The sequence below is a fragment of the Kriegella aquimaris genome (genome assembly GCF_900103215.1).
Lineage (GTDB): Bacteria > Bacteroidota > Bacteroidia > Flavobacteriales > Flavobacteriaceae > Kriegella > Kriegella aquimaris.
Genome location: NZ_FNGV01000003.1, coordinates 197,260 through 218,218, shown reverse-complemented (window position 1 = coordinate 218,218; position 20,959 = coordinate 197,260). Strand labels below are relative to the sequence as shown.

The 20,959-nt window shown below is 36.5% G+C and carries 17 protein-coding genes; 8 read left to right on the top strand and 9 right to left on the bottom strand.

Going from position 1 to position 20,959, the window contains the following annotated elements:
• Positions 1-142 precede the first annotated feature (142 nt).
• Positions 143-2,929, bottom strand: a complete 2,787-nt coding sequence (gene uvrA, locus BLS33_RS08770) for an excinuclease ABC subunit UvrA (protein ID WP_089887552.1) — start codon at positions 2,927-2,929, stop codon at positions 143-145.
• 264 nt (positions 2,930-3,193) lie between these two features.
• Here uvrA and BLS33_RS08765 point away from each other — a divergent pair, with 264 nt between their 5' ends.
• Both BLS33_RS08765 and BLS33_RS08760 read left to right on the top strand, forming a co-directional pair.
• On the top strand, positions 3,194-3,775 hold the full coding sequence (locus tag BLS33_RS08765; RefSeq protein ID WP_089887550.1) for an RNA polymerase sigma factor: 582 nt from the start codon (positions 3,194-3,196) through the stop codon (positions 3,773-3,775).
• A 732-nt stretch (positions 3,776-4,507) separates the two neighbouring features.
• Positions 4,508-5,089, top strand: a complete 582-nt coding sequence (locus tag BLS33_RS08760; RefSeq protein WP_089887548.1) for an RNA polymerase sigma factor — start codon at positions 4,508-4,510, stop codon at positions 5,087-5,089.
• A gap of 229 nt (positions 5,090-5,318) precedes the next feature.
• On the opposite strand, the gene BLS33_RS08755 is transcribed toward BLS33_RS08760, so the two are convergent.
• Positions 5,319-5,984 carry an endonuclease III domain-containing protein gene (locus tag BLS33_RS08755; RefSeq protein ID WP_089887545.1) on the bottom strand — a complete coding sequence of 222 codons (666 nt, stop codon included), beginning with the start codon at positions 5,982-5,984 and terminating at the stop codon, positions 5,319-5,321.
• Positions 5,985-6,038: 54 nt separating this feature from the next.
• Between BLS33_RS08755 and bcp the strand changes: the two genes are divergently transcribed.
• Positions 6,039-6,491 (top strand): thioredoxin-dependent thiol peroxidase, encoded by a 453-nt coding sequence (gene bcp, locus BLS33_RS08750; RefSeq protein WP_089887544.1) that lies wholly within the window; start codon positions 6,039-6,041, stop codon positions 6,489-6,491.
• 110 nt (positions 6,492-6,601) lie between these two features.
• Here the strand turns inward: bcp and BLS33_RS08745 are convergent, their stop codons facing one another.
• Complete coding sequence (locus tag BLS33_RS08745; protein WP_089887542.1) at positions 6,602-8,062, bottom strand: nicotinate-nucleotide adenylyltransferase; 1,461 nt, start codon at positions 8,060-8,062, stop codon at positions 6,602-6,604.
• A gap of 81 nt (positions 8,063-8,143) precedes the next feature.
• Here BLS33_RS08745 and BLS33_RS08740 point away from each other — a divergent pair, with 81 nt between their 5' ends.
• The gene (locus BLS33_RS08740; protein WP_089887540.1) at positions 8,144-8,920 is read left to right on the top strand and encodes an MBL fold metallo-hydrolase; all 777 of its coding nucleotides are present in this window, start codon (positions 8,144-8,146) and stop codon (positions 8,918-8,920) included.
• Positions 8,921-8,931: 11 nt separating this feature from the next.
• Positions 8,932-9,426: a hydrolase gene (locus BLS33_RS08735; protein WP_089887537.1), complete on the top strand. Its 495-nt coding sequence runs from the start codon at positions 8,932-8,934 to the stop codon at positions 9,424-9,426.
• A gap of 65 nt (positions 9,427-9,491) precedes the next feature.
• On the opposite strand, the gene BLS33_RS08730 is transcribed toward BLS33_RS08735, so the two are convergent.
• From BLS33_RS08730 to BLS33_RS08710, 5 genes are all read right to left on the bottom strand, one after another.
• Positions 9,492-10,151, bottom strand: a complete 660-nt coding sequence (locus tag BLS33_RS08730) for an alpha/beta hydrolase (RefSeq protein WP_089887534.1) — start codon at positions 10,149-10,151, stop codon at positions 9,492-9,494.
• Position 10,152: 1 nt separating this feature from the next.
• A complete protein-coding gene (locus BLS33_RS08725; protein ID WP_089887533.1) occupies positions 10,153-10,482 on the bottom strand; it encodes a hypothetical protein in 330 nt (109 codons plus the stop codon).
• A 2-nt stretch (positions 10,483-10,484) separates the two neighbouring features.
• Positions 10,485-11,744, bottom strand: a complete 1,260-nt coding sequence (locus tag BLS33_RS08720; protein WP_089887530.1) for a dihydroorotase — start codon at positions 11,742-11,744, stop codon at positions 10,485-10,487.
• Positions 11,745-11,820: 76 nt separating this feature from the next.
• Entirely contained in the window at positions 11,821-13,743 is a 1,923-nt protein-coding gene (locus BLS33_RS08715) for a BatA domain-containing protein (RefSeq protein ID WP_089887528.1), read from the bottom strand.
• Between the two features lie 123 nt (positions 13,744-13,866).
• Positions 13,867-14,874: a glycosyltransferase gene (locus BLS33_RS08710; protein WP_089887525.1), complete on the bottom strand. Its 1,008-nt coding sequence runs from the start codon at positions 14,872-14,874 to the stop codon at positions 13,867-13,869.
• Positions 14,875-15,234: 360 nt separating this feature from the next.
• On the opposite strand from BLS33_RS08710, the gene BLS33_RS08705 reads away from it, so the two are divergent.
• From BLS33_RS08705 to BLS33_RS08695, 3 genes are all read left to right on the top strand, one after another.
• Positions 15,235-16,497 carry a PD40 domain-containing protein gene (locus tag BLS33_RS08705; protein ID WP_089887523.1) on the top strand — a complete coding sequence of 421 codons (1,263 nt, stop codon included), beginning with the start codon at positions 15,235-15,237 and terminating at the stop codon, positions 16,495-16,497.
• Between the two features lie 119 nt (positions 16,498-16,616).
• Entirely contained in the window at positions 16,617-18,302 is a 1,686-nt protein-coding gene (locus tag BLS33_RS08700; protein WP_089887520.1) for a PorP/SprF family type IX secretion system membrane protein, read from the top strand.
• Positions 18,303-19,335: 1,033 nt separating this feature from the next.
• A complete protein-coding gene (locus tag BLS33_RS08695; RefSeq protein ID WP_089887517.1) occupies positions 19,336-19,965 on the top strand; it encodes a response regulator transcription factor in 630 nt (209 codons plus the stop codon).
• Positions 19,966-20,258: 293 nt separating this feature from the next.
• On the opposite strand, the gene BLS33_RS08690 is transcribed toward BLS33_RS08695, so the two are convergent.
• Complete coding sequence (locus tag BLS33_RS08690) at positions 20,259-20,615, bottom strand: pyruvate kinase (RefSeq protein ID WP_089887513.1); 357 nt, start codon at positions 20,613-20,615, stop codon at positions 20,259-20,261.
• Between the last annotated feature and the right edge of the window lie 344 nt (positions 20,616-20,959).

The following is a 20,959-nucleotide window of genomic DNA, read 5'->3' as shown; positions in this document are numbered from 1 at the left end:
AATATAAATTATTTTAAGGAAGCATTGAGTTTCCAGAAGATGTAGTTTATCCTTTGGTAGTAGTGAAATCCACCTTGCTAAAGTCAAAAATTACTATTACTTTTTATCGGATAAATTCCTATACGGTTAAAAACAATAAGCCCTAGCGGGCCAATAATTTTTCCTTTAAATAGCGTGCAGTATGTGAAATTTTATTCTTTATTATTTCTTCTGGAGTGCCTTGAACAATAAGCTGCCCACCAGTCGCTCCTCCTTCGAGACCAAGGTCGATAATATAATCGGCACATTTAATAAGTTCTATATTATGCTCGATCACGACAATTGAATGTCCTTTTGAAATAAGGGCATCGAACGACTTTAATAATTTTTTGATATCGTGAAAATGGAGTCCCGTTGTAGGTTCATCAAAAATGAACAAAGCTTTATCCTTAGTGGTGCCTTTGACCAAGAAGGAAGCCAACTTGATACGTTGCGCTTCGCCGCCCGATAGGGTAGAGGATGACTGCCCTAAAGTGACATAGCCCAAACCGACATCTTGTAATGGCTTCAATTTGTTGGTAATTCTGGTTTGACTATGCAATTCAAAGAAGGCAATAGCATCGTCTATGGTCATGTTGAGCACATTGTCGATAGATGCATCTTCAAACTTTACCTCAAGTACTTCTTTCTTAAAACGTTTACCTCCGCATGTTTCACATTCAAGATGAACGTCGGCCATGAACTGCATTTCCACCGTTATTTCGCCTTCTCCTTTACATTTTTCACAGCGACCCCCATCCACATTAAAAGAAAAATGCTTAGCCTGATAGCCCCTGATTTTACTTAGCTTTTGTGAAGCAAACAAATTCCGAATGTCGTCATAGGCCTTGATATAAGTGACAGGGTTCGATCGTGATGACCGTCCAATAGGATTTTGGTCAACAAATTCAACATGTTTGATAGACTGATATTTTCCTTCTACAGAAGTATATTGCCCAGCTTTTTCACCGTAACCTCCAACTTTTTTAAGAATGATAGGATATAACAATTTTTTTACCAGGGTGCTTTTTCCACTCCCCGAAACTCCAGTGACAACAGTGAGCATATTTAAGGGAAAAGTGACATCAATATTTTTGAGGTTATTTTCTCGTGCTCCTTTTATTTCAATAAATTGTTGTGAAGTACGGCGTTTTTTTGGTATTTCAATTTCTTTAGTGCCATTCAAATAACTGGCAGTCAATGAAGAAGACAATAAGATTTCGTCAAGGGTACCGTGTGCAACGACTTCACCGCCATGGGTGCCGGCCTCAGGGCCAATGTCTATTACTTCATCGGCAGCTTTCATAATATCTTCGTCGTGTTCAACCACAATTACCGTATTTCCCAAATCGCGAAGTGATTTTAATACTTCGATGAGGTTTTCGGTGTCTTTTGGATGCAAACCTATACTGGGTTCGTCAAGTATATACATCGAACCAACAAGGCTACTGCCCAAAGAAGTGGCTAAATTGATACGTTGACTTTCACCCCCGGACAAGGTATTTGATTTTCTGTTCAGTGTGAGGTAATTTAACCCTACATTGTTTAAGAACCCTAAGCGGGTTATAATTTCCTTAAGTAGACGAGAGGCTATTTGCCCGTCATGTTTCTCTAGAACGAGTGCATTAAAGAAAGTAGTGAGATCGGAAATAGGAAGTTCGACGAGACCAGAAATCGATTCACCCCCAACCTTTACATAATCGGTTTCTTTTCGTAAACGTTTGCCTTTACATACATTACATTTAGTCTTTCCGCGATATCGGGAAAGCATTACCCTGTTCTGTATTTTGTAACTTTTCTCTTCGAGCATTCCAAAGAAATTGTGCAACCCAATAAAGTGATCATTACCTTCCCAAACCAATTGTTTTTGTGCATCTGAAAGCTCAAACCAAGGTTTGTGAATCGGAAAATCAAATTTGTAAGCCGAATTCACGAGTTGGTCCCTGTACCAACCCATACTTTCGCCCCGCCATGGAAATACGGCGTTCTCATAAACAGAAAGTGCAGTATTTGGTATGACAAGGTCTTCGTCGATACCTATGACATCTCCGTACCCTTCACATTTAGGACATGCCCCATAGGGATTATTAAAGCTGAATAAATGAACATTCGGTTCAAGGAATTGCATTCCATCCAACTCGAAATTATTACTAAAAGGCACCTGTTTTTCGGTTTTCAAATCCTCAATAATACATTCACCTTTGCCCTCAAAGAAAGCAGTATCCACCGCATTGGCCAACCTATTATAAAAGTCTTCATCGTTTTTTGTAATAATCCGATCGACTACGAGATAAAACTCCCTACCTATATTTTCTGGAGCAGCATCGATACGCAACACCTCTCCTTTATATTTTATTCTGGCGTATCCTTGTTTAGAGAATAACTGCAAGGTTTTGAAGGGATCTCTTTCTTTCTTGACGATAATAGGCGCCAACAGCAATAATTTAGTTTCCTGATCGTAGGTTTTGATATAATTTATAACGTCGGTTACGGTATGCTTCTTCACCTCTTCACCTGAAATCGGGCTAATTGTCTTTCCGATACGGGCATAAAGAAGTTTTAAGTAGTCGTAAATTTCGGTTGTGGTGCCTACTGTAGAGCGAGGATTGGTCGAATTTACTTTTTGTTCTATGGCAATGGCGGGAGCTATACCTTTAATATAGTCAACCTTTGGTTTGTCGAGTTTCCCCAAAAACTGTCTTGCGTATGATGATAAGCTCTCAACATACCTTCGTTGTCCTTCTGCGTATAATGTGTCAAAAGCAAGACTAGACTTACCCGAACCCGAAAGTCCGGTAATTACAACAAGCTTATTTCGCGGAATAACCACGTCTATATTCTTCAAATTGTGCAGATTGGCACCTTTGATAATAATATTTTCTTTGGGGTTAACATCTAGAATCGTCGACATACTCGTATTTAAGTTGGCAAAGATACAATATGTACATTTCAATAACGAAAAATGTATAGATGGCATTAATATTGTGTGTATGGCATCACAATTTTTTTGATACCATTTAATTTTTTCTATATTTGAATTCTATTAAACACTAAATCCTAAAGGCCTATAGCATATACAATTACTTTTTAAAAATTAGATTTTAACCCCAAGAACCTCTACTTCTGATAACTATCAGGATAAGAGAACACTAGTTTTAACCAAAAAGTAATTGATATGGAAGCACAGGTAGACGATTCCTTACTTATTAAGAAATATATTAACGGAGACGAAAAGGCTCTGGAAACATTGATTGAGCGGCATAATCAGCGAATAAGTTGTTTTATCTATTCTAAAGTCAATGATCGAACCATTACAGAAGATATTTTTCAAGATACCTTTATTAAAGTCATTCGAACTTTAAAAAGGGGAACATATAGTGAAGAAGGTAAGTTTCTTCCTTGGGTAATGCGCATAGCCCATAACCTAATTATAGATCACTTTAGAAAAAGTAATAGAATGCCTATGTTTCATGGAAACGAAAGCTTTAATATTTTTTCTATTATGAGTGACGAGCAATTGAATGTTGAAGGACAAATTATAAAAAATCAAATTGATACTGACTTGGGTGTGCTGATTGCAGAACTTCCCCAAGATCAGAAAGATGTTCTAATGATGCGGATCTATAGAGATATGAGTTTTAAGGAAATTTCAGAAAATACAGGGGTCAGCATTAATACGGCGCTGGGTAGGATGCGTTATGCACTAATCAACCTCAGAAAGATAATTGATCAAAATAATATTGTTTTAACGAATTAATTGACGGTATACCGAACGTATTGACTTCTTCTGCTTTAGTGGCGTTATTTAGCCAAACAACACTGAACTAATTATTATGGAAGAAATTTACATTAAGAATTCAGAAAAAAATGAACTTATTAAGACCAAGTCTGAAACCATTCAATTTTTATTGAACTATTCAAAGTCTTTAAAAATAACGCAAATAAAAGGACACAAGTTCGAAAGTAATTTGAATTAGTTAAACCCAGTTCTTTTAATATAGCCTCAAAATCATTGGTATTTTGAGGTTTTTTGTTTTAATGGAGTGTATTGTGGGCAGGTTGCAAACCTTTTAGGGTCTTTTCTTCTCTTCTTTTTAGTTGCCCTACTTTCATTTATTGGTAAAACCTTACAATATAAATACTAAAAATTCTGCTATAATCACAGGTGCTCCAGTTTTTGTGCTCTTTAATGAATTTTGAAAATCACGCTACTTATCAATTAATAAAGGAGGTTTGCTTCTTTATCACATCAAATTTGAACTGCAACACATAAAAACTTGATTTATTGTTGACAAAAATGGAAAATGATGGTTTCACATCAAAAAGTAGCTGTTTGACAACATACTTTTTTTCTGTCACCCCCTTTTATCTAGTTTTAGATCATAATTAAGAAAACAAAGCTAATTAATCGCTTAAAAATAAATCTAACAACTTAAATCAGCTTACTAAAAAGTAAGCCTTAATCTTAACCAAAAAAAAAGTAATCGGCATGGAACTACAAATTGAAGACTCAGTATTAGTAAGAGATTATATCAGTGGAGACGAAAAATCTCTTGAAATTCTGATCAACCGTCATAACCAACGAATTACAAGCTTTATATACTCAAAAGTTTTGGATAGGGATGTTACGGAAGATATTTTCCAGGATACTTTTATTAAAGTTATCAAAACGCTAAAAAAAGGTACTTATAGTGAAGAAGGTAAATTTCTACCTTGGGTAATGCGAATTGCGCACAATCTTATAATCGATCATTTCAGAAGAAACAAAAGAATGCCCAAATTCGAGGGAAGTGACGATTTTAATATCTTTTCAGTTATAGGTGATGATAAGTTGAATGCCGAAAAGCAAATTATAAAGGACCAAATTACAGAAGATCTTAAGCACCTTATCGAAGAATTGCCAGAAGATCAAAAAGAAGTATTGGTTATGCGTATCTACAAGGATATGAGTTTCAAAGAAATTTCGGAAAACACAGGTGTTAGCATTAACACGGCACTTGGAAGAATGAGATATGCCCTTATTAATCTTAGAAAGATTATAGATAAAAATAGCATCGTACTGACCAATTAAAAGTTGGTCTTTTAAAGAGTAGACAATATTTTAATTTTAGTTGCGTTATCTAATACATAACAATACTATAATTATGGAAAAAATCTACTCTCAACACGAAAATAGGTGTCAACTTGTGGCAACGAGGACAGAAACTATTCAATTTTTATTGAATTATTCAAAATCTTTGCACATTGTAGAGCACAAAAATTTTAAATTCGAAAATATTTTGAATTAGATAAAGACCCGATTATTTTCGGGTCTTTTTGTTTTTAAAATATTCATCCAGAACCTTCTTTCTTCCTATGGTTTTGGTTATAATATCTTTTTCCAAATCCCAGCCTCTTGCTGGGGAATATTGACGTCCGTACCAGATTATCTGTAAGTGCAAGTCGTTCCATAACTCTTTTGAAAACAACCTTTTAGCATCTTTTTCCGTTTGAGTAACATTTTTACCATTGGAAAATCCCCATCGGTACATTAAGCGGTGTATATGTGTATCCACAGGAAATGCAGGTATGCCAAAGGCCTGTGATACCACTACGCTAGCGGTCTTATGGCCTACCGAAGGTAGTTCTTCCAACAAGGCAATGTCTTTCGGAACTTCACCTCCATATTTCTCTATTAGAATTTTTGATAACCCATAAATGCCTTTTGATTTCATAGGAGATAAACCAACAGGCTTAATGATTTCCCTGATTTCAGCTACCGATAATTTTATCATGTCGAAAGGGTTATCAGCTTTTTCAAACAAAAGCGGGGTAATCAGGTTCACACGAACATCGGTACTTTGCGCAGAAAGTAGTACGGCTATTAATAAGGTATATGGATCTTTATGCTCAAGGGGCACAGGAATGGTTGGATATAGTTCTTGAAGTGTTTTTATTGCAAAGTCAACCTTTTCGGCTTTTGTCATTTTTGTGTAGTTTCGCTGTACAGTTTAAAGAACGAATTTAAATAAATTTAAGGAATGACAACATTGAAAGAAGGAGATAAGGTACCTGAGTTTTCTAGTACTGATCAAGATGGCAATAGTATCAATTTAACAGATTATAAGGGAAAAAAACTGATTGTTTTTTTCTATCCACGGGCGAACACGCCCGGATGTACTTTAGAGGCCTGTAACTTAAGGGATAATTACTCTGAATTGCAGTCTCGCGGTTTTGAGTTATTAGGTGTGAGCGCCGATTCTGAAAAAAAACAAGGTAATTTTAAGAAAAAATACAATTTGCCATTTCCTCTATTGGCCGATGAAGATCATTCGGTAATCAATACTTTTGGAGTTTGGGGACCAAAAAAGTTTATGGGAAGAGTGTTCGATGGAATTCACAGAACCACCTTTGTAATTGATGAAACAGGCGTCGTCACCAAAGTGATTTCAAAAGTTAAGACAAAGAACCACGCCGCACAATTACTAGAATAGCGCTGTTAAGTTTCATGGAGTCTTTCTATAGAAAACTAAGATTTCAAACAAAATCCCTATTAATATTCGAGACGTAAAATCTCTCTAGGTTTAATAGGGATTTTCTATGCCTAAATTTTATCCTCTTGTTGCTTGACAAGTTTTCGAGTGAATAGTTTCTTCTCTTTAATTAATTCAGGTAACCCATCAGGCAACATTTCTTCCCATCCATCTTCGCCATTGATCAGCTTTTTCAAGACATCTCTTGAAAAAATATGCATGATTTCGGGGTCGTAATCGATGATGTCCATCACTTTGCCATTGTACTTGAAGAATTTATACAATTCTTTCATTCTAGGATGTACCTTAATATTATTGCTGGTCATGATTTGCCCTGTATCAGGGTTTTTCATTGGATATAAGTATACCTGTAACTCTTTGAAAAATAATTTCCCAAAGGCTTCAAGTATACCACCGCTTAGATGGCGATAGTATTTTTCGTCGAAAATGTCAACAAGGTTATTGACTCCCATGGTCAATCCTATTTTGGCTTTTGTATAATTGTTGAAATACTCCACCAACTTATAATATTCCTGAAATTTTGAAATAAGTACGGTGTGACCCAAGGTGCATAGCAACTCTGCTCTGTCCATGAAATCGTGCTCGTCGATTTCACCGGAAGCTTTTAGATTCGATAGCGTTATTTCGAAAATGACAACCGTTTTCTCCTCATCGACTGCTGGATCCCTAATGAAAATATCATATGATTTTTCAAACATATCCATATTTACCTTGGTCACAGGCCTGAAACTTCCGCGCAGTGCTAAGATGTTCTTTTTATAAAGCATTGTTGCGGGGAGCAAATTATTGCCATCGGGACCGAACATAATGGCATCGGTCATATCGTTCTTAATAAGCTGCAGGCTCATCAGCCTATTGTCGACATCCTTGAAATTCGGACCGGAAAAATTAACCATATCTATTTCAATGGTATCCTTATCGATATGATCGTATAAATATTTTAGAAGTTTGCGAGGTTTATGGTATTTGTAGAAAGCTCCATAAATAAGGTTAACACCCACGGTTCCAAGTGTTTCCTGTTGTAAACGGGCCTCATTTTGTTTAAATCGGATATGCAGTATTATTTCATCATATTCCTTTTGATTTGGATCCAATTGATACCGGATGCCCAGCCACCCATGACCTTTGTACCGTTTAGAGAAATCAATGGTTGCAACGGTATTGGCGTAAGAGAAAAACAACCTTTCTGGATGGGTCTTTCTGCTAATTCGTTCTTCCATCAGACGCATTTCATGCTCCAACATTTTTTTTAATCGGGGCTGACTTACATACCTACCATCTTTTTCGGTACCATATATGGCATCGCTAAAGTCTTTATCATAAGCACTCATAGCTTTGGCAATGGTGCCTGATGCGCCTCCAGACCTGAAAAAATGTCTGGCCGTCTCTTGACCTGCACCGATTTCTGCGAAAGTTCCGTAAATATCAGGATTCAGATTTATTCGTAGGGTTTTGGCCTTTAGAGAGGGAATGTTCTCAAATGCGGCTTCCCTTTTTAGGACTGATGTCATTTTCTTAGCTAGATTTTTCTTTTAACAAAGTTACTAAGAACGATGAAGCTATTAAACTAATTAGTTATAAATTTGAAATTAATGAAAAAAGGATTAAAAATTACTTTTTTAGGCACTGGAACATCTCAAGGAGTGCCTGTAATTGGAAGTACTCACCCAGTTTGTCTTAGTACCGACAGTAGAGATAAAAGACTTCGGGTATCGGTATTGATTTCGTGGGACAACTACAACTATGTTATTGATTGCGGGCCTGACTTCAGACAACAAATGTTGACTAACCATGTAAACCGGCTAGATGGCATATTGTTTACGCATGAGCATTCTGATCATACTGCGGGAATAGATGATATTCGTCCTTATTTTTTTAGGCAAGGAGATATCCCCATATATGCACATGAACGAGTGGTGGCTTCACTTCGAAAGCGATTCGATTACATTTTCGCCACAGAGAATAGATACCCTGGGGCGCCATCGGTAATGATAAATACAATTGGGAGTAACCAACCTTTTAAAATTGGAAACAAGACCGTCGTTCCTATTGAGGCAGATCATAACAGGTTGAAAGTCTTTGGTTTTCGTGTTGATGACTTTACGTATCTCACCGATGCGAAGACTGTAAGTGAAGTGGAACAGGAAAAAATCAAGGGAAGTAAAGTACTTGTGGTCAATGCCCTGCGCGAAGAACCCCATCATTCTCATTTCAATCTAGAAGAGGCTTTGGCATTTGTAAAAAAAATGGAACCGGAAACTGCTTATTTGACACATATAAGTCATTTGTTAGGTTTTCACGCCGACGTTGAAAAAAAATTACCAAAAAACGTACATTTGGCCTTTGATAATTTGGTTATTGAATTATAATTTAACAAAAAATGAGAAGTAAAATATTCTTGTATCTATTTTTCTTCATGGCTTTAATTGCCCTATATCTCTTTGTGAGCAGTAATAAAATTATAGAAGCCAAAGATGCCCAACTAGAGAGGTTGCATAATAAAATCGAAAACCTGCAAGATTCGGTACAACAAACCCAGTTGAAAGTGCTCGATATGCAGTATTTTTCTCTGGAAAATAATGATGATGCCCTTGTTTATTATGAGCATCTGCAATTGGATGATCCTTCACGTTATATCGCCGATAAGCTGCTTGAGACCAATGAACAGAAAGGAGACAATCCATTGATTCCGTATGAGGGAATGGAAAGTGACTTTAAAATCAATAAAATAAAAATTCTAAATCATAAGTGGATTATTGCCGATTTTTCCGATGGAAAATATTGGGGCGAACTCCTTTTAAAATATGAACTTAAAGATGACTTAGGTGTTGATTTCACCTTGATAGATCATTTATTATATACAAGAAGCCAATAGTTTTGTGAGTAAAACCGATTTTGACATAATTCATGGGTACCTCAGAATTATATTCATTAAAAAATTTAGATCCTTTCTATAAGCCATTGATTAAAAGAGCGGAAATTTTGCGGAGAAACTCCGTGACCCACAGGAAACTCTTCGTACGTATTGGCAATCCCTAATTTCGTTAAAATGTCAGGTGCCTTTTGCGCCCATTCAGGAGGAATCACCTGATCTACTTGCCCATGGGAAGCATAGATCTGCAAGTTTTTATGGTTCTTTTCAGCATAGCCATCAACTAAGATATTCTTATTGATATAACCGCTAAGGGCGATTACATTATTAATTTTCTCAGGATAGGAGAGTGCTACGGCATAGCTCAGAATTGTGCCTTGGCTAAACCCTAGAAGTGAAATATTTTTTGAATCAAGATTGTAGGTGGTGCAAGCTTCGTCAATAAAAGCGGCAATTTTGTCCCTAGAAACTTTAGCCTGCTCGTCATCGCTCCATTTTCCTTGTTCGGCATCAAAATTAATGGCGTACCATGCATAACCGAAGGGTTCTAGCGGGTAGGGTGCACGAACCGAAATAACACAAAGGGTTTTTGGTAGTTCAGGGGCAAAGGAAAATAGGTCTTCCTCATTGCTTCCGTAACCATGAAACATAAAAAGAACGGGTGGTTTTCCTTCTTCCAAAGAAGATGGCCTAATGAGATGTTCGAGGGATAGGGGGGCTGTTGTCATGTTATCTAATAAAAGTAAACCATTTTTGAAAATAGGGACCGAGTACGGGTACAGACTGTTTTTTTTCGTTTAATGCGCCTAAAAAACCATAGAACCAAAGAACGATGTAAAAAATATAAAGTCCGTACCAGGCATATTCGTTGAACCAAACACTCAAAAAGATGGCAACACCTAAAAAAATAAGATGAAGACCAAAGGCTTGACGAATATGAAACCGGGCAAATTCATTCTCTGATTCTGAGTTCATACTAATGGCAATCAGGGCGCCAATCATTGTCATATAAGCGACGATGGCACTTGTCTTTCCTTCTTTGATTGTATTTATACTCATTTTCAATCGTTTAAACTTATTCTGTTATTGTTAATCGTGCCATAAACCGAGCCTTTTAAAGTACTTTCCAAGAACATACTATTTTTAGAGGTAGAGAAAAGCTGTTTCTCTGTAAAGGTATAGGTCTTATCAGGATTAAAAAGAGTCAAACAAGCTTTGTATCCTTGTTTTAGTATTGGTGTTGCCAAACCATAGCGTTCTCTGCCCTTTGTTAAAATTTCGATACATTTTTCAATATCCAAAAGTTGATTTAGCGCTCCAAAAGCACTTTCCAGCCCTAGGGTGCCAAACGCTGCATTATCAAATTCGACATGCTTTTGTTCGATATTCATGGGATTATGATCTGAAGTCACAAAATCAATGACGCCATCTGTAAGACCTTTTAGAAGGGCCTTCGCATCGCTTTTCGTTCGAAGCGGAGGCATTACCTTGAAAAGAGAATTGTATTCTTCCAATGCTTCGTCGGTCAGGAAAAGATTGTGTATTGCTACACTACAACTAACGTTTAAACCCTTTTTCTTTGCATCGGAAATCAACTTTACCGAATTGGCAGTAGAAATGGTGGGAATGTGTAGTTTTCCACCCGTATACCCGAGAATAAATAAATCGCGAGAAATTTGAAGCTCTTCTGCGAGTGCGGGAATTCCCTTCAAGCCTAACCGTGTCGAAACCACGCCTTCGTTGACAATTCCCTTTCCCGCAATTTTTGAATCTTGAGGAAATGAATATATAAATCCATCAAAATTCTGGGCATACTGCAGCGCTATTTTCACCAGGTTTGAATTTTTTAGAGGACATTTAAAATCGTAGAACGCCACTGCGCCCGAATTTTTCATGTCGTACAATTCGGCGAGTACCTCGCCCGCACCTCCCTTTGTTAAAGTTCCAATGGGATATAAACTAGTGACCTGACCCTTTGCAGCATTTTTAAGAAAAACGATAGCCCCGCTGCCGTCGGGCACTGGATTGGTGTTTGGGTTTAAAATGACATCTGTAAAGCCGCTCTTCGCAGCGGTTCGAAGTCCGTTTGCTATGGTTTCCCGCTCTTCGTAACCTGGCTCACCAAAACTTACACCACTATCGAACCATCCTATGGAAACGTGCAGATTTTTATAGTCGATAATTTTTACTTTACCTGTTCCTTCTATCTTTGGCGCTATGTTCTCGATGACGCCATTCTTAATAAGGATATCCCTTTTTTTTAGGTGATATTCCTTGTTTCCGGCATCAATAATTTTGGCTGATTTTAAAAGTATATCCATTTCGCTCAGATGTGACTAATCATTTTCTTTTATAAAAATCCTAAATCGAATTAGGTTCTATTTTATTTCCCTAAACTCATTTCAAAAACCTTTGGATGAGAACCTCCATCAAGATAAAAACTATGGCTAAAATAATAAACCATTTCCAAAGCTCCTGTATTCGATTGTCGTTCTGCATTTCTTGAAATACAGATGCAACCGATTCCTGTCGAGTTTCAGAACTGATATCCGCTAAATCCAAATAGTCGACTTTGCTCTCGTTTCTTGGGTAATTGAAACTTAAACCTTTGAAAATAATCTCTTTATGGGCAACCTCATATATACCATCTTCGTAAGGGAGGTCGTCGAAAGACAATCGAACTTTGTTGGCCATAGATCGTTGCTTTGGAATAAATTCTGTCGCTCCCTTTGAAACACTAAGGATATTATCTTTCGTCAGTTGTGTTATAATATCTATTTCTGCCGAACTGCCCAAAGTATAGTACAGCTGGTTTACTTTGAGACTATTTTGCCCAATATTATAGAAGCTCGGTACAATCAAAGGCGAATTTTGAAAGTTTGAATTTTGATTTGATAGCGGTGCTGTAAAAATGTAGATACTAGTGTTGCCAACTAAAAAAGGATCTCCGTTATCATATGATAGGGCGGTCGGCAAAAAAGATTTTATACTATAGTAGCTTGAAACTTTTGGGTATTGAAAATTACTTACATTTTTTTCAAATACATTTTGGTAAAGAGGATGTGAAAAAATAATGCCCGTAATATTTCTCTCTAGAAGATTTTTTTTCACAAATGAAGATGAGAAATACGGGGATATTAGTTGATTGTATGCGGTTATATCCATTTCTGAATGAGGTACTATGATCAGACTTCCGCCGTCATCGGTAAATGAATGTATGCTGGTCAGCAATGAAGTGGGTATGGTTTCCAGTTCATTGATGACGATCAAGTTTTGAAGTGGTAAATCCCGGTAGTTTAAATTTTTTAAAGTGTAGGATGAAAAAGCAAACTCATCTTCTGAAAATATACGATTGAGGTAATTATTGTCTGATGCCCCGATGGCAAGAACTTTTATTTTTTCTTTTTCATCTATATTAAAATAGAACTGATTGTCATAAGTCAAGCCTGCATCTGAAATTTCTATTTTTCCTTTTATAGGCTCGTTCTTAGGAAGGGTGAAAGTAACTTCGGCTTTATCTCCGGCATTAAAAGCGGCCGAGGTCTTGGCTATCAACTTATCTCCATTAAAAAGTGATACTGCAATATTTTCGATGTCGCCTACTTTTGAAAGCAAGGCATTGACTTCCATGTTTTCTGTAGACGTAGGAGCCAAGAAAACAGAATCTATCGAGACATTGGTAGAATTGTCAGGAACAAGCTTCACATAATGCGATGAACTTATTAGAATTGAATCGGTAATCGATGATGGGTGTCTATCTTGAAAATCTGAAATTAAGATCAAATTCTTTACCGAATTTTTAGAACCGGTTAAAAATGTGCCTGCTTTAAGATATATCTCATTTAACTGCAATTGATCAGCAGTAAAAGAGAGGGACAGCAAGTCGTTTTGAATCGCGTTCAGTGTTACGTCTCTAAAAACCTTTGTATTGGTGAATAGATTAAAGACTTGATCTTTGGGTATTTGCTTGGCCAACTCTTGAACGGCATGCTGTAATAGTGTTTCATCGTCCATTTTGGCCTGCATACTAAAAGAATCGTCAAGATATATGACGGTTTCCTTCTCTTGTAGCGCCGAACTAGTGGCAAAAAATGGTTGGGCAAATGCAAGAACCAAAGCAGCAAATAATGAAAGCCTTGTGATTAAGAGCAACCACTTTTTTAAAGTTTTGCTACGCCTTGAAGCCGCTTGGACTTTCTGCAAGAGTTTTACATTGGTAAATGGCGTTTTCTTAAATCTGCGAAGTTGAAAGAGATGTATTAAAACAGGAATCAGTAGTAGCAATAGTCCCCAAAGTAATTCCGGATGTTTAAACTGCATTTACTGAATAAGATTTGGCAAATATACTTAATTCGAGGTTCAAAAGTTCAAAGTATTGGAGCAAAATTTAGCCGTAAGTCAATTGATCGGTTCAAGCCTACACGATAACTGTTAGGCAGAAAGTTAACAAAAGAAAAAATAGTCTGTCGAGCTATTTTGGCCCTTTTTTGAAAAATAGTCAAGAATTACAGTCTGCGCCTGCTCATTGGCTACCGTAATTATGCTCTGCGGATTATTTAATTTATCCAATACAGAAAAATGCTGCATTCTTACACCATAGATATCCTTTCCTATTTTTTTAGGATTGTCACAAAGCCAAACAAAATCGACGGACTGTTCTTGTAATTTTGTGGCTATCGCTTTCCCCTTTTTTCCAGCACCCCAGACAACTAGGGGGCGAGAATCATCCCAATCGAGTTTGAGAAAATAGTGTAGTTTGATGTCTAAAAAATAATTTTGGGCGTAATGCTCGCTGGTTCGTGATGTTCGAGTGTCATAATCACGCCATAAATGTAATACTTGATCGCACGGAATGCATTTTAATCCCTTTTCATAAAAACGAAATGCCAAGTCGTAATCTTCAGGATAACGGTTTGGTTCAAAAGCACCACATCTTTCCAAGTCTTCCTTGTGTACCATCCAGCAAGGGGAGGGAATAACACACTCTTTATATATCTCCGAGTAGTTAGCTCCTTTCTCTGTTAATCTGTTCAGCCATTCCTCATAGCGGGCGTAACCATTACTTATACCGCGATCAGAAAAATAGTGCACCTGGCCTAGGGCTAAATGCCCAGTTCCATTTTCTAGAAGTGCATCGACCATAACCTGCAGCTTGTTTGGGGGCATGATATCATCGGAGTCCATTCTGGTAATGTATTGTCCGTTGCTAAACTCATAAGCAGTTTCAAGGGCGTCAATGATTCCATGGCCGTTATTGTCGAAAACCTTAACACGCGAATCTTGCTTCCCAAAGGTCTCGACAACGACCTTACTAGTGTCTGTTGAGCGATCATTAACGGCCAAAACCTCATAATGCTCATAAGTTTGATTTGTAATAGACAGTAAGCACTCTGTAAGAAAAGCTTCAGTGTCTTTAAAAGGAATCAGAATACTGACTAAGGGTTTTTGCATGTTGCAAAGTAAAAAAAGATAAAAGCCTCACAAAACAGAAAGTTCTATTTCGGGTATTGGGGGCGAGAATTTAAAGCATTTTATACGCTATTTGATTTTCGGGGAATCAGAATCAGTCAAATAAAAGAGTTTATTGTAAGTATAAGAAAACGAAAATCAGCTTGATTTTTTGATTTGAATAGTTATTCATACTATGAATTATTTTCCTAATTTCTAAGATAAATGGTGTAAATATTCGATGAACGGTAGATTTTTGGGAAAAAAATGCCAAAAAAATTGAAAACCTATGAATTATTACTAATAAAAGGTCGCCAACAATTTTTAACCTTTGTCCTTGAAATAATTTAAAATGATATCCCAATGAAGAAAACTTTAACCTACAGAGTAGCCTTCGGATGTTTTGTAACTTTTTTTTGTTATTCGATGTCCGCACAGAATTTGAAAAATTCAAGTTCTGAAAAAACAAGTTCTTATGAGCATGTAAAAAGGCAAGAAAACTATCAGCAACTTAAAAATTCAGGATACACCGACAAGGAAATTTTTGAGGATCTCGGAAACGCCAACTTCTTGACTAAAAACTATGAAACCGCAGTATTTTGGTACTCAAAACTAATAAATATTAGTAAAGAAGGTACACTCGGTTCTAGTTATAATGAGCGTTACGAGTACGCCCTTGCCAAATCGGGTAATAGGGTTGCTTCAAACGACAAACAAAAAGATTGGCTTGGTCAAATCGAAGCGGATTATAAGGTAGGGACCAAAGTCTCTAGAAATTCCGGAAAATTCAAAGAATTGGATTTTACAAGTAGAGAAACTCCTCAATCACTAAACGAATTGGTGCAATCTCAACTAGAGGAAGTGAATGGTCTGGAAAACTTAAATACAGGAACGTCAGAAGGTGAGAATATCTATAAATCACCAATAGCATTGACTGCCGACGGAAAGACGGCCTACTTTACCAAAGCTGTATATGAAAAGCCTTTATATGGACTTTTTTCTAAAAAGGAATTGGTTCATAAAATATACAAGGCTGACAAATTAGGTGATAAATGGGGTAATGTAGAAGAAGTGGCCCTATGCCCCAAGAATTTCTCAGCGATGCACCCTGCTGTGTCCAATGATGGAAAACGATTGTTTTTTGCATCTGATATGCCAGGTACTTTTGGAGAATACGATATCTACGTATCCAACATCAAAAGTGACGGAACCTATGGTGTAGCAAAAAACTTAGGCCAAAAGGTGAATACTAAGAAGAATGATCTCTACCCTAATATTGTAGGGGTGAACACACTCTTTTTTGCGTCTGAAGGACGAAAAGGCCATGGCGGACTTGATGTTTATATGGCACAGGTAGACCAGAGAAAAGTGGGCTTGGCCGTCAACCTAGGCGACCCCATCAATAGTGATAAAGATGATTTTTCTATTTTTCTATTGACGGAAAAAGATATGGGCTATGTAATGTCGAACCGTGGCCAAAATAAAGATACAGTGCACCGTGTGGCCTTCTCTTATGGAGACAAAACTAATATCAAGTCTGAAGAAAAGCTGAGCAGTAATTTTTTGGCTTCTTTGAACGACGATCTAAATGTTGATTACTCCTCATCTGTATTCGAAGATGAATAAGACGCCTGGCGAAGTGTCGTAGGTAAAAATTGTTTGGCTTACGATGCTTGAATGCCCCTGTTAATAAATAAGCACATATTTAAAGATTACCCATAGTATAACGTTAATCCCCCCAAATTATGAACTTTAATAAAATTAAAACAAAAAAATGCCTGCTGCTTTTCTTCTATGTAGCCATTTGCATACATACGACTTATGGTCAAGAAGCGAATCCTGCCCCAAGTACGAGCAATTCGTATCACAATCAATTGTTTTTTAATAGATTTTTGATTAACCCGACATTCTCTTTAGTAAGAGAAAATAAATCGTATTTGAATATTCTTAACAGAAACCAATATGCTACATTCGAAGATAATTACCAGAATTATTATATCGGTTTCAGTAATAAACTGAATGATCATACGGCTGTAGGTATTGGTGTTTATAGCCAATGGTCTGGAGTGATACAACAATTTGGTTTTAATGCCAATTACGCGACTTCGGTAAAATTAAGTGAAAAGAGTAAGTTGACATTCGGAACAAATGTAACTTACTTTAATGAAGGTCTTGATAAAAATCGTGTGACTGGAGCAGAAAACGATCCTACAATTCAAGAATCAACTAAAGAAAGTAAACTTGCGATTCAGCCAGGTATCACTTTGTCAACAGGTAAATTTGATTTTGGATTGTATGCCCAAGACCTATTTAAATACAATCAATCTACCGATGATTTTACGACATCTTTCAATGATAAAAGTATTAAAGCTTCGGTTCAGTACACCCATTCATTTATGGCAACTCGAGGTTTGTTCTCAAATGCGAGATTAATGCCACTTGTTCAAATAGGCAGAAATGAAGATAGCTCTTTGTCTTATGTTGGGGCATTACTATTAGATTTGCCGAAATACGGATGGGTACAGACAACTCTTGATGATAAATTTGGAATGTCTGCAGGTTTCGGTTTTAATCTAAGCAAAAAAATGTCTTTAGGTTATTTGATGGAGAAAGATCTGTCACAAGGCGATGTTGACCTTGGTTGGAACCATGAATTGACTTTGGCATATACTTTTAAAGACAATAGTGGAGTAGGCGCATTTGCCGCAACTTCCGATGATGACAAAATTGATCGTATTGTAAGAAACTACGAAGAACAGATTTTGAACTTGATGGAGGAAAAGAATAAAAGGGATGACAATAAAGGTAAGAAAGAAGTAGAACGAATGGTCGAAGAAGAAAAAGAAGTTGAATACGACGCAAATTCGCTTGCTTATCAAAATCGAATGATTTTAGACGAGTTGATCTTAAGACAAGATTCCATTGAGTCTGCAAGGAAAAAAGAATTGGCAGAAGGGTTTGAGGCAATCGTTGAAATCTTAAGAAAAGATATAAAGGAAAATTTTAAAGCCGCTACGGAAAACTATAAGGTTTCAGAAAATACGGTATTGGCACAAACGGAAACAGCTCCGGTAAAAGAAGTGAGTTCATCAATATCAGATCAAAAGCCATACGTGAAACTTCCAATAAAGGTTCTAAATCAATCTGACATTATTGGTGTTGAATCAGGATATTATGTAATAGCGAATGTGTACAAGAACAAGAAGTATTTAGATGCCTTTATGCATTCCTTAAACGAGCAAGGCCTAGATGCCAAACAATTTTATAACAAAGAGAACGGACTTTATTATGTGTATTTGGCTGATTTTAATTTCAAAGAAGATGCTGAAACTGCTTTTGTGTCAAATTTAAATGGAAAGTATAGAGATGAAAAGTGGATTATGCAAGTTGACAATTCAATGGCTACTGCTGCCAATATCTATGAAGATTAAATAAGGATGTTACGAATGGGGCTTATATCGTTCTGTTTTCAAAAGATGTACTTAAATAAGATTAAAAATAAATGTGTCTGAAAAAAAGGAGGGGCCATCCGGGGGGATATCACCCCCTCCTTATTCCAGCGGAGCGCAAGCTCATAGAAATAAAAACTGCTTGACCACCAATTGAAAATAAATGTGTCTGAAAAAAAGGAGGGGCCGTCCGGGGGGATATCACCCCCTCCTTATTCCAGCGGAGCGCAAGCTCATAGAAATAAAAACTGCTTGACCACCAATTAAAAATAAATGTGTCTGAAAAAAAGGAGGGGCTATCCGGGGGGATATCAGCCCCTCCTTTTCGTTAATACGATGTTCCGAGTACTATTTTAATACAACCCATCCTTTACAAAGGGGAGAGTTCTCTAGAAATGCCGAGTAACACTCCATATAACATAATGAATTTCGCATTACTCTTGAAAGATGCTGAATAAACCGCCTTTTTCTTTGATAATATAATAATCTCTAGTGTATTTGAACGAATACTCTTATTAAAACTATTCACAGCTCTATTGGTTTTGTATATTTACATTATAATTTAACCTACATTACGTTTAACCCAAATCCCCCCAAGATTATGAGTTTAAATCTTAACCTCAAGAGTGGCCCAAAGGGCAAGACAAATGTTGATTTAAAATTCAACTACGATTCCGATATACCTATATTGGAATATTCATGATTATGGAGTAAACTTCACCCCATATTTAGACTTTAGCTTTCACTTTAGCGAGTTTCTATTTTTTAAATAAAACATACAGGGCTAGCCTATGCTGCAAATCTGTGTCTCGACTTGAACATTATTTGTTTTAGTATCAAGATGATTTTGTGCCCTTCTGCCATGTCGATTCATATCGTCAAAAGCTTTTATTGTTTTGTTTGAAACATTTAGACTGTCTTACTGGTGATTGTTACCCCCAAATTTTTTCAATTTAACATTTGGTATTTATTCTTTCCCCCGAAAGTTTGAGTACCGACTAAAATGCTATGAGCTATGGAGTCAGACACCCTAAAAATCATTGTTATTGATAACGACGCGGTATCACACGTTGTTTACCAACATTATTTTGAAACGTTTTCAGATTATTCTTTAGATGGAATTTATTCCTCTGTAAAAGAGGCCCTTAAAAATTATGATACTATTAAACCTGATATCATTGTATCGGAAGTTAATATGCCGGAGATTACTGGTATCGAAGGTATTCGTCTTTTTCGTAAAAAAGACCCCAATGTAAAAATCATTATGGTCAGTGACGAATCTGATTTTGATTTCATTAAAAACGCCTTTAAAAATGGAGCGAACGGTTATATGACCAAACCTATAAACGGTAAAAGATTATACAATGCGCTAGATTCGATTCGACATGAGGGCGCTGCCATGAGTAATGATATTGCCAAAAAGGTAATCTCCATGTTTCAAAGAAAATCATACAAATCTTTTTCCGAAAGGGAGAACCAAATCATTGATTATCTATGCCAAGGCGCAACCTACAAAATGATTGCCGACAAACTCTTTGTGACCACTAGTGCCATAAATTTTCATATTCAGAATATCTACTTAAAATTGAATGTGAATTCTAAGGCCGAGGCTATTACGAAGTTGCAGCAATTGGAATATGCATAGAAGAAGTAAATGAAAATCGATTTGTGTAATGATTTTCCCAATGTAATAATCTTAAAAACATTAAGGGAAATATTCCGACACAGATACCGATTATCTAAGGATTTGCCATTATTTGGTAATTATTTCCTCCTTTGCCAACAAGAACCCATAACCTAGTTATGGGTTTTTGTATTAAGAATGCCGTTTGATGAGTTCATTACTGCACTTAAATAGTACGTTTATACCTTGCGCTTTCGAAAGCTAATAGGGTAGTGCTAACTATTATTACATAGAAAACTTGAAAGGGTAAGCTTTTACTCCGTTTCAGTACGTTCCTTGAACAATTTATAAATCCACTGTTTTTCTGCCAATGAAAACTCCTTGGTATCAAACCAATCGCTAGCGGCAATTTTTTGATTTTCGATTTGGGCGTTGCGTATGGCCTGTAAAGAAACCAAATGCCAATGGACTCCTTTTTTTCTAGAGACCGAATACCCGATATCTTCTGTAATATAGGAGATTTTCGGTATATTTATTAATCGGGTTCCATCTTTCAAAATGGCTAAGGTCTTCGTGGTTTCTACGACTTCGGAAAAGGTATAACGAATAAAATCTGCAAATCCATTTTGCCTCGCATTATACACTTTATCCCCAATTTTAAGTTTCTCCATAAGGTTCAAAAGTTTACAAAAATAACGGCTGCACATAGTTTTGAAACTAAGATGGACTTAGAAATTATTAACAAAATCAAATAGCCTGGTTTACAGGGAGCTTATCTTCATTATCGTCCCCAAATTATTGTGATCAACATATTTGATGCTCGTAATTGCCTGTAATTTGTTAAACTTGTTTCACTATTGTGAAAAGTTGGCCCTATTAGATTTCTTAATTATTAATTCCAAGCTATTCAAACGGGATACGGGGAAGGTCTATTTATTAAATAGCAGACAAAGGAAGTATTTATGAAACTTCATTTAAAACTTGTACTTTTCCCTTCGAAAAAATAAAAAATAAA

What these genes read in the sequence shown, in the direction of transcription:
- BLS33_RS08760 (WP_089887548.1), top strand. Translation starts at nt 4,508, where the DNA reads ATGGAACTACAAATTGAAGACTCAGTATTAGTAAGAGATTATATCAGT.
- BLS33_RS08740 (WP_089887540.1), top strand. Translation starts at nt 8,144, where the DNA reads ATGAAAAAAGGATTAAAAATTACTTTTTTAGGCACTGGAACATCTCAA.
- BLS33_RS08735 (WP_089887537.1), top strand. Translation starts at nt 8,932, where the DNA reads ATGAGAAGTAAAATATTCTTGTATCTATTTTTCTTCATGGCTTTAATT.
- BLS33_RS08745 (WP_089887542.1), bottom strand. Translation starts at nt 8,062, where the DNA reads ATGACATCAGTCCTAAAAAGGGAAGCCGCATTTGAGAACATTCCCTCT.
- BLS33_RS08730 (WP_089887534.1), bottom strand. Translation starts at nt 10,151, where the DNA reads ATGACAACAGCCCCCCTATCCCTCGAACATCTCATTAGGCCATCTTCT.
- BLS33_RS08710 (WP_089887525.1), bottom strand. Translation starts at nt 14,874, where the DNA reads ATGCAAAAACCCTTAGTCAGTATTCTGATTCCTTTTAAAGACACTGAA.
- BLS33_RS08690 (WP_089887513.1), bottom strand. Translation starts at nt 20,615, where the DNA reads ATGGAGAAACTTAAAATTGGGGATAAAGTGTATAATGCGAGGCAAAAT.
- BLS33_RS08765 (WP_089887550.1), top strand. Translation starts at nt 3,194, where the DNA reads ATGGAAGCACAGGTAGACGATTCCTTACTTATTAAGAAATATATTAAC.
- bcp (WP_089887544.1), top strand. Translation starts at nt 6,039, where the DNA reads ATGACAACATTGAAAGAAGGAGATAAGGTACCTGAGTTTTCTAGTACT.
- BLS33_RS08700 (WP_089887520.1), top strand. Translation starts at nt 16,617, where the DNA reads ATGAACTTTAATAAAATTAAAACAAAAAAATGCCTGCTGCTTTTCTTC.
- BLS33_RS08715 (WP_089887528.1), bottom strand. Translation starts at nt 13,743, where the DNA reads ATGCAGTTTAAACATCCGGAATTACTTTGGGGACTATTGCTACTACTG.
- BLS33_RS08695 (WP_089887517.1), top strand. Translation starts at nt 19,336, where the DNA reads ATGGAGTCAGACACCCTAAAAATCATTGTTATTGATAACGACGCGGTA.
- uvrA (WP_089887552.1), bottom strand. Translation starts at nt 2,929, where the DNA reads ATGTCGACGATTCTAGATGTTAACCCCAAAGAAAATATTATTATCAAA.
- BLS33_RS08720 (WP_089887530.1), bottom strand. Translation starts at nt 11,744, where the DNA reads ATGGATATACTTTTAAAATCAGCCAAAATTATTGATGCCGGAAACAAG.
- BLS33_RS08755 (WP_089887545.1), bottom strand. Translation starts at nt 5,984, where the DNA reads ATGACAAAAGCCGAAAAGGTTGACTTTGCAATAAAAACACTTCAAGAA.
- BLS33_RS08725 (WP_089887533.1), bottom strand. Translation starts at nt 10,482, where the DNA reads ATGAGTATAAATACAATCAAAGAAGGAAAGACAAGTGCCATCGTCGCT.
- BLS33_RS08705 (WP_089887523.1), top strand. Translation starts at nt 15,235, where the DNA reads ATGAAGAAAACTTTAACCTACAGAGTAGCCTTCGGATGTTTTGTAACT.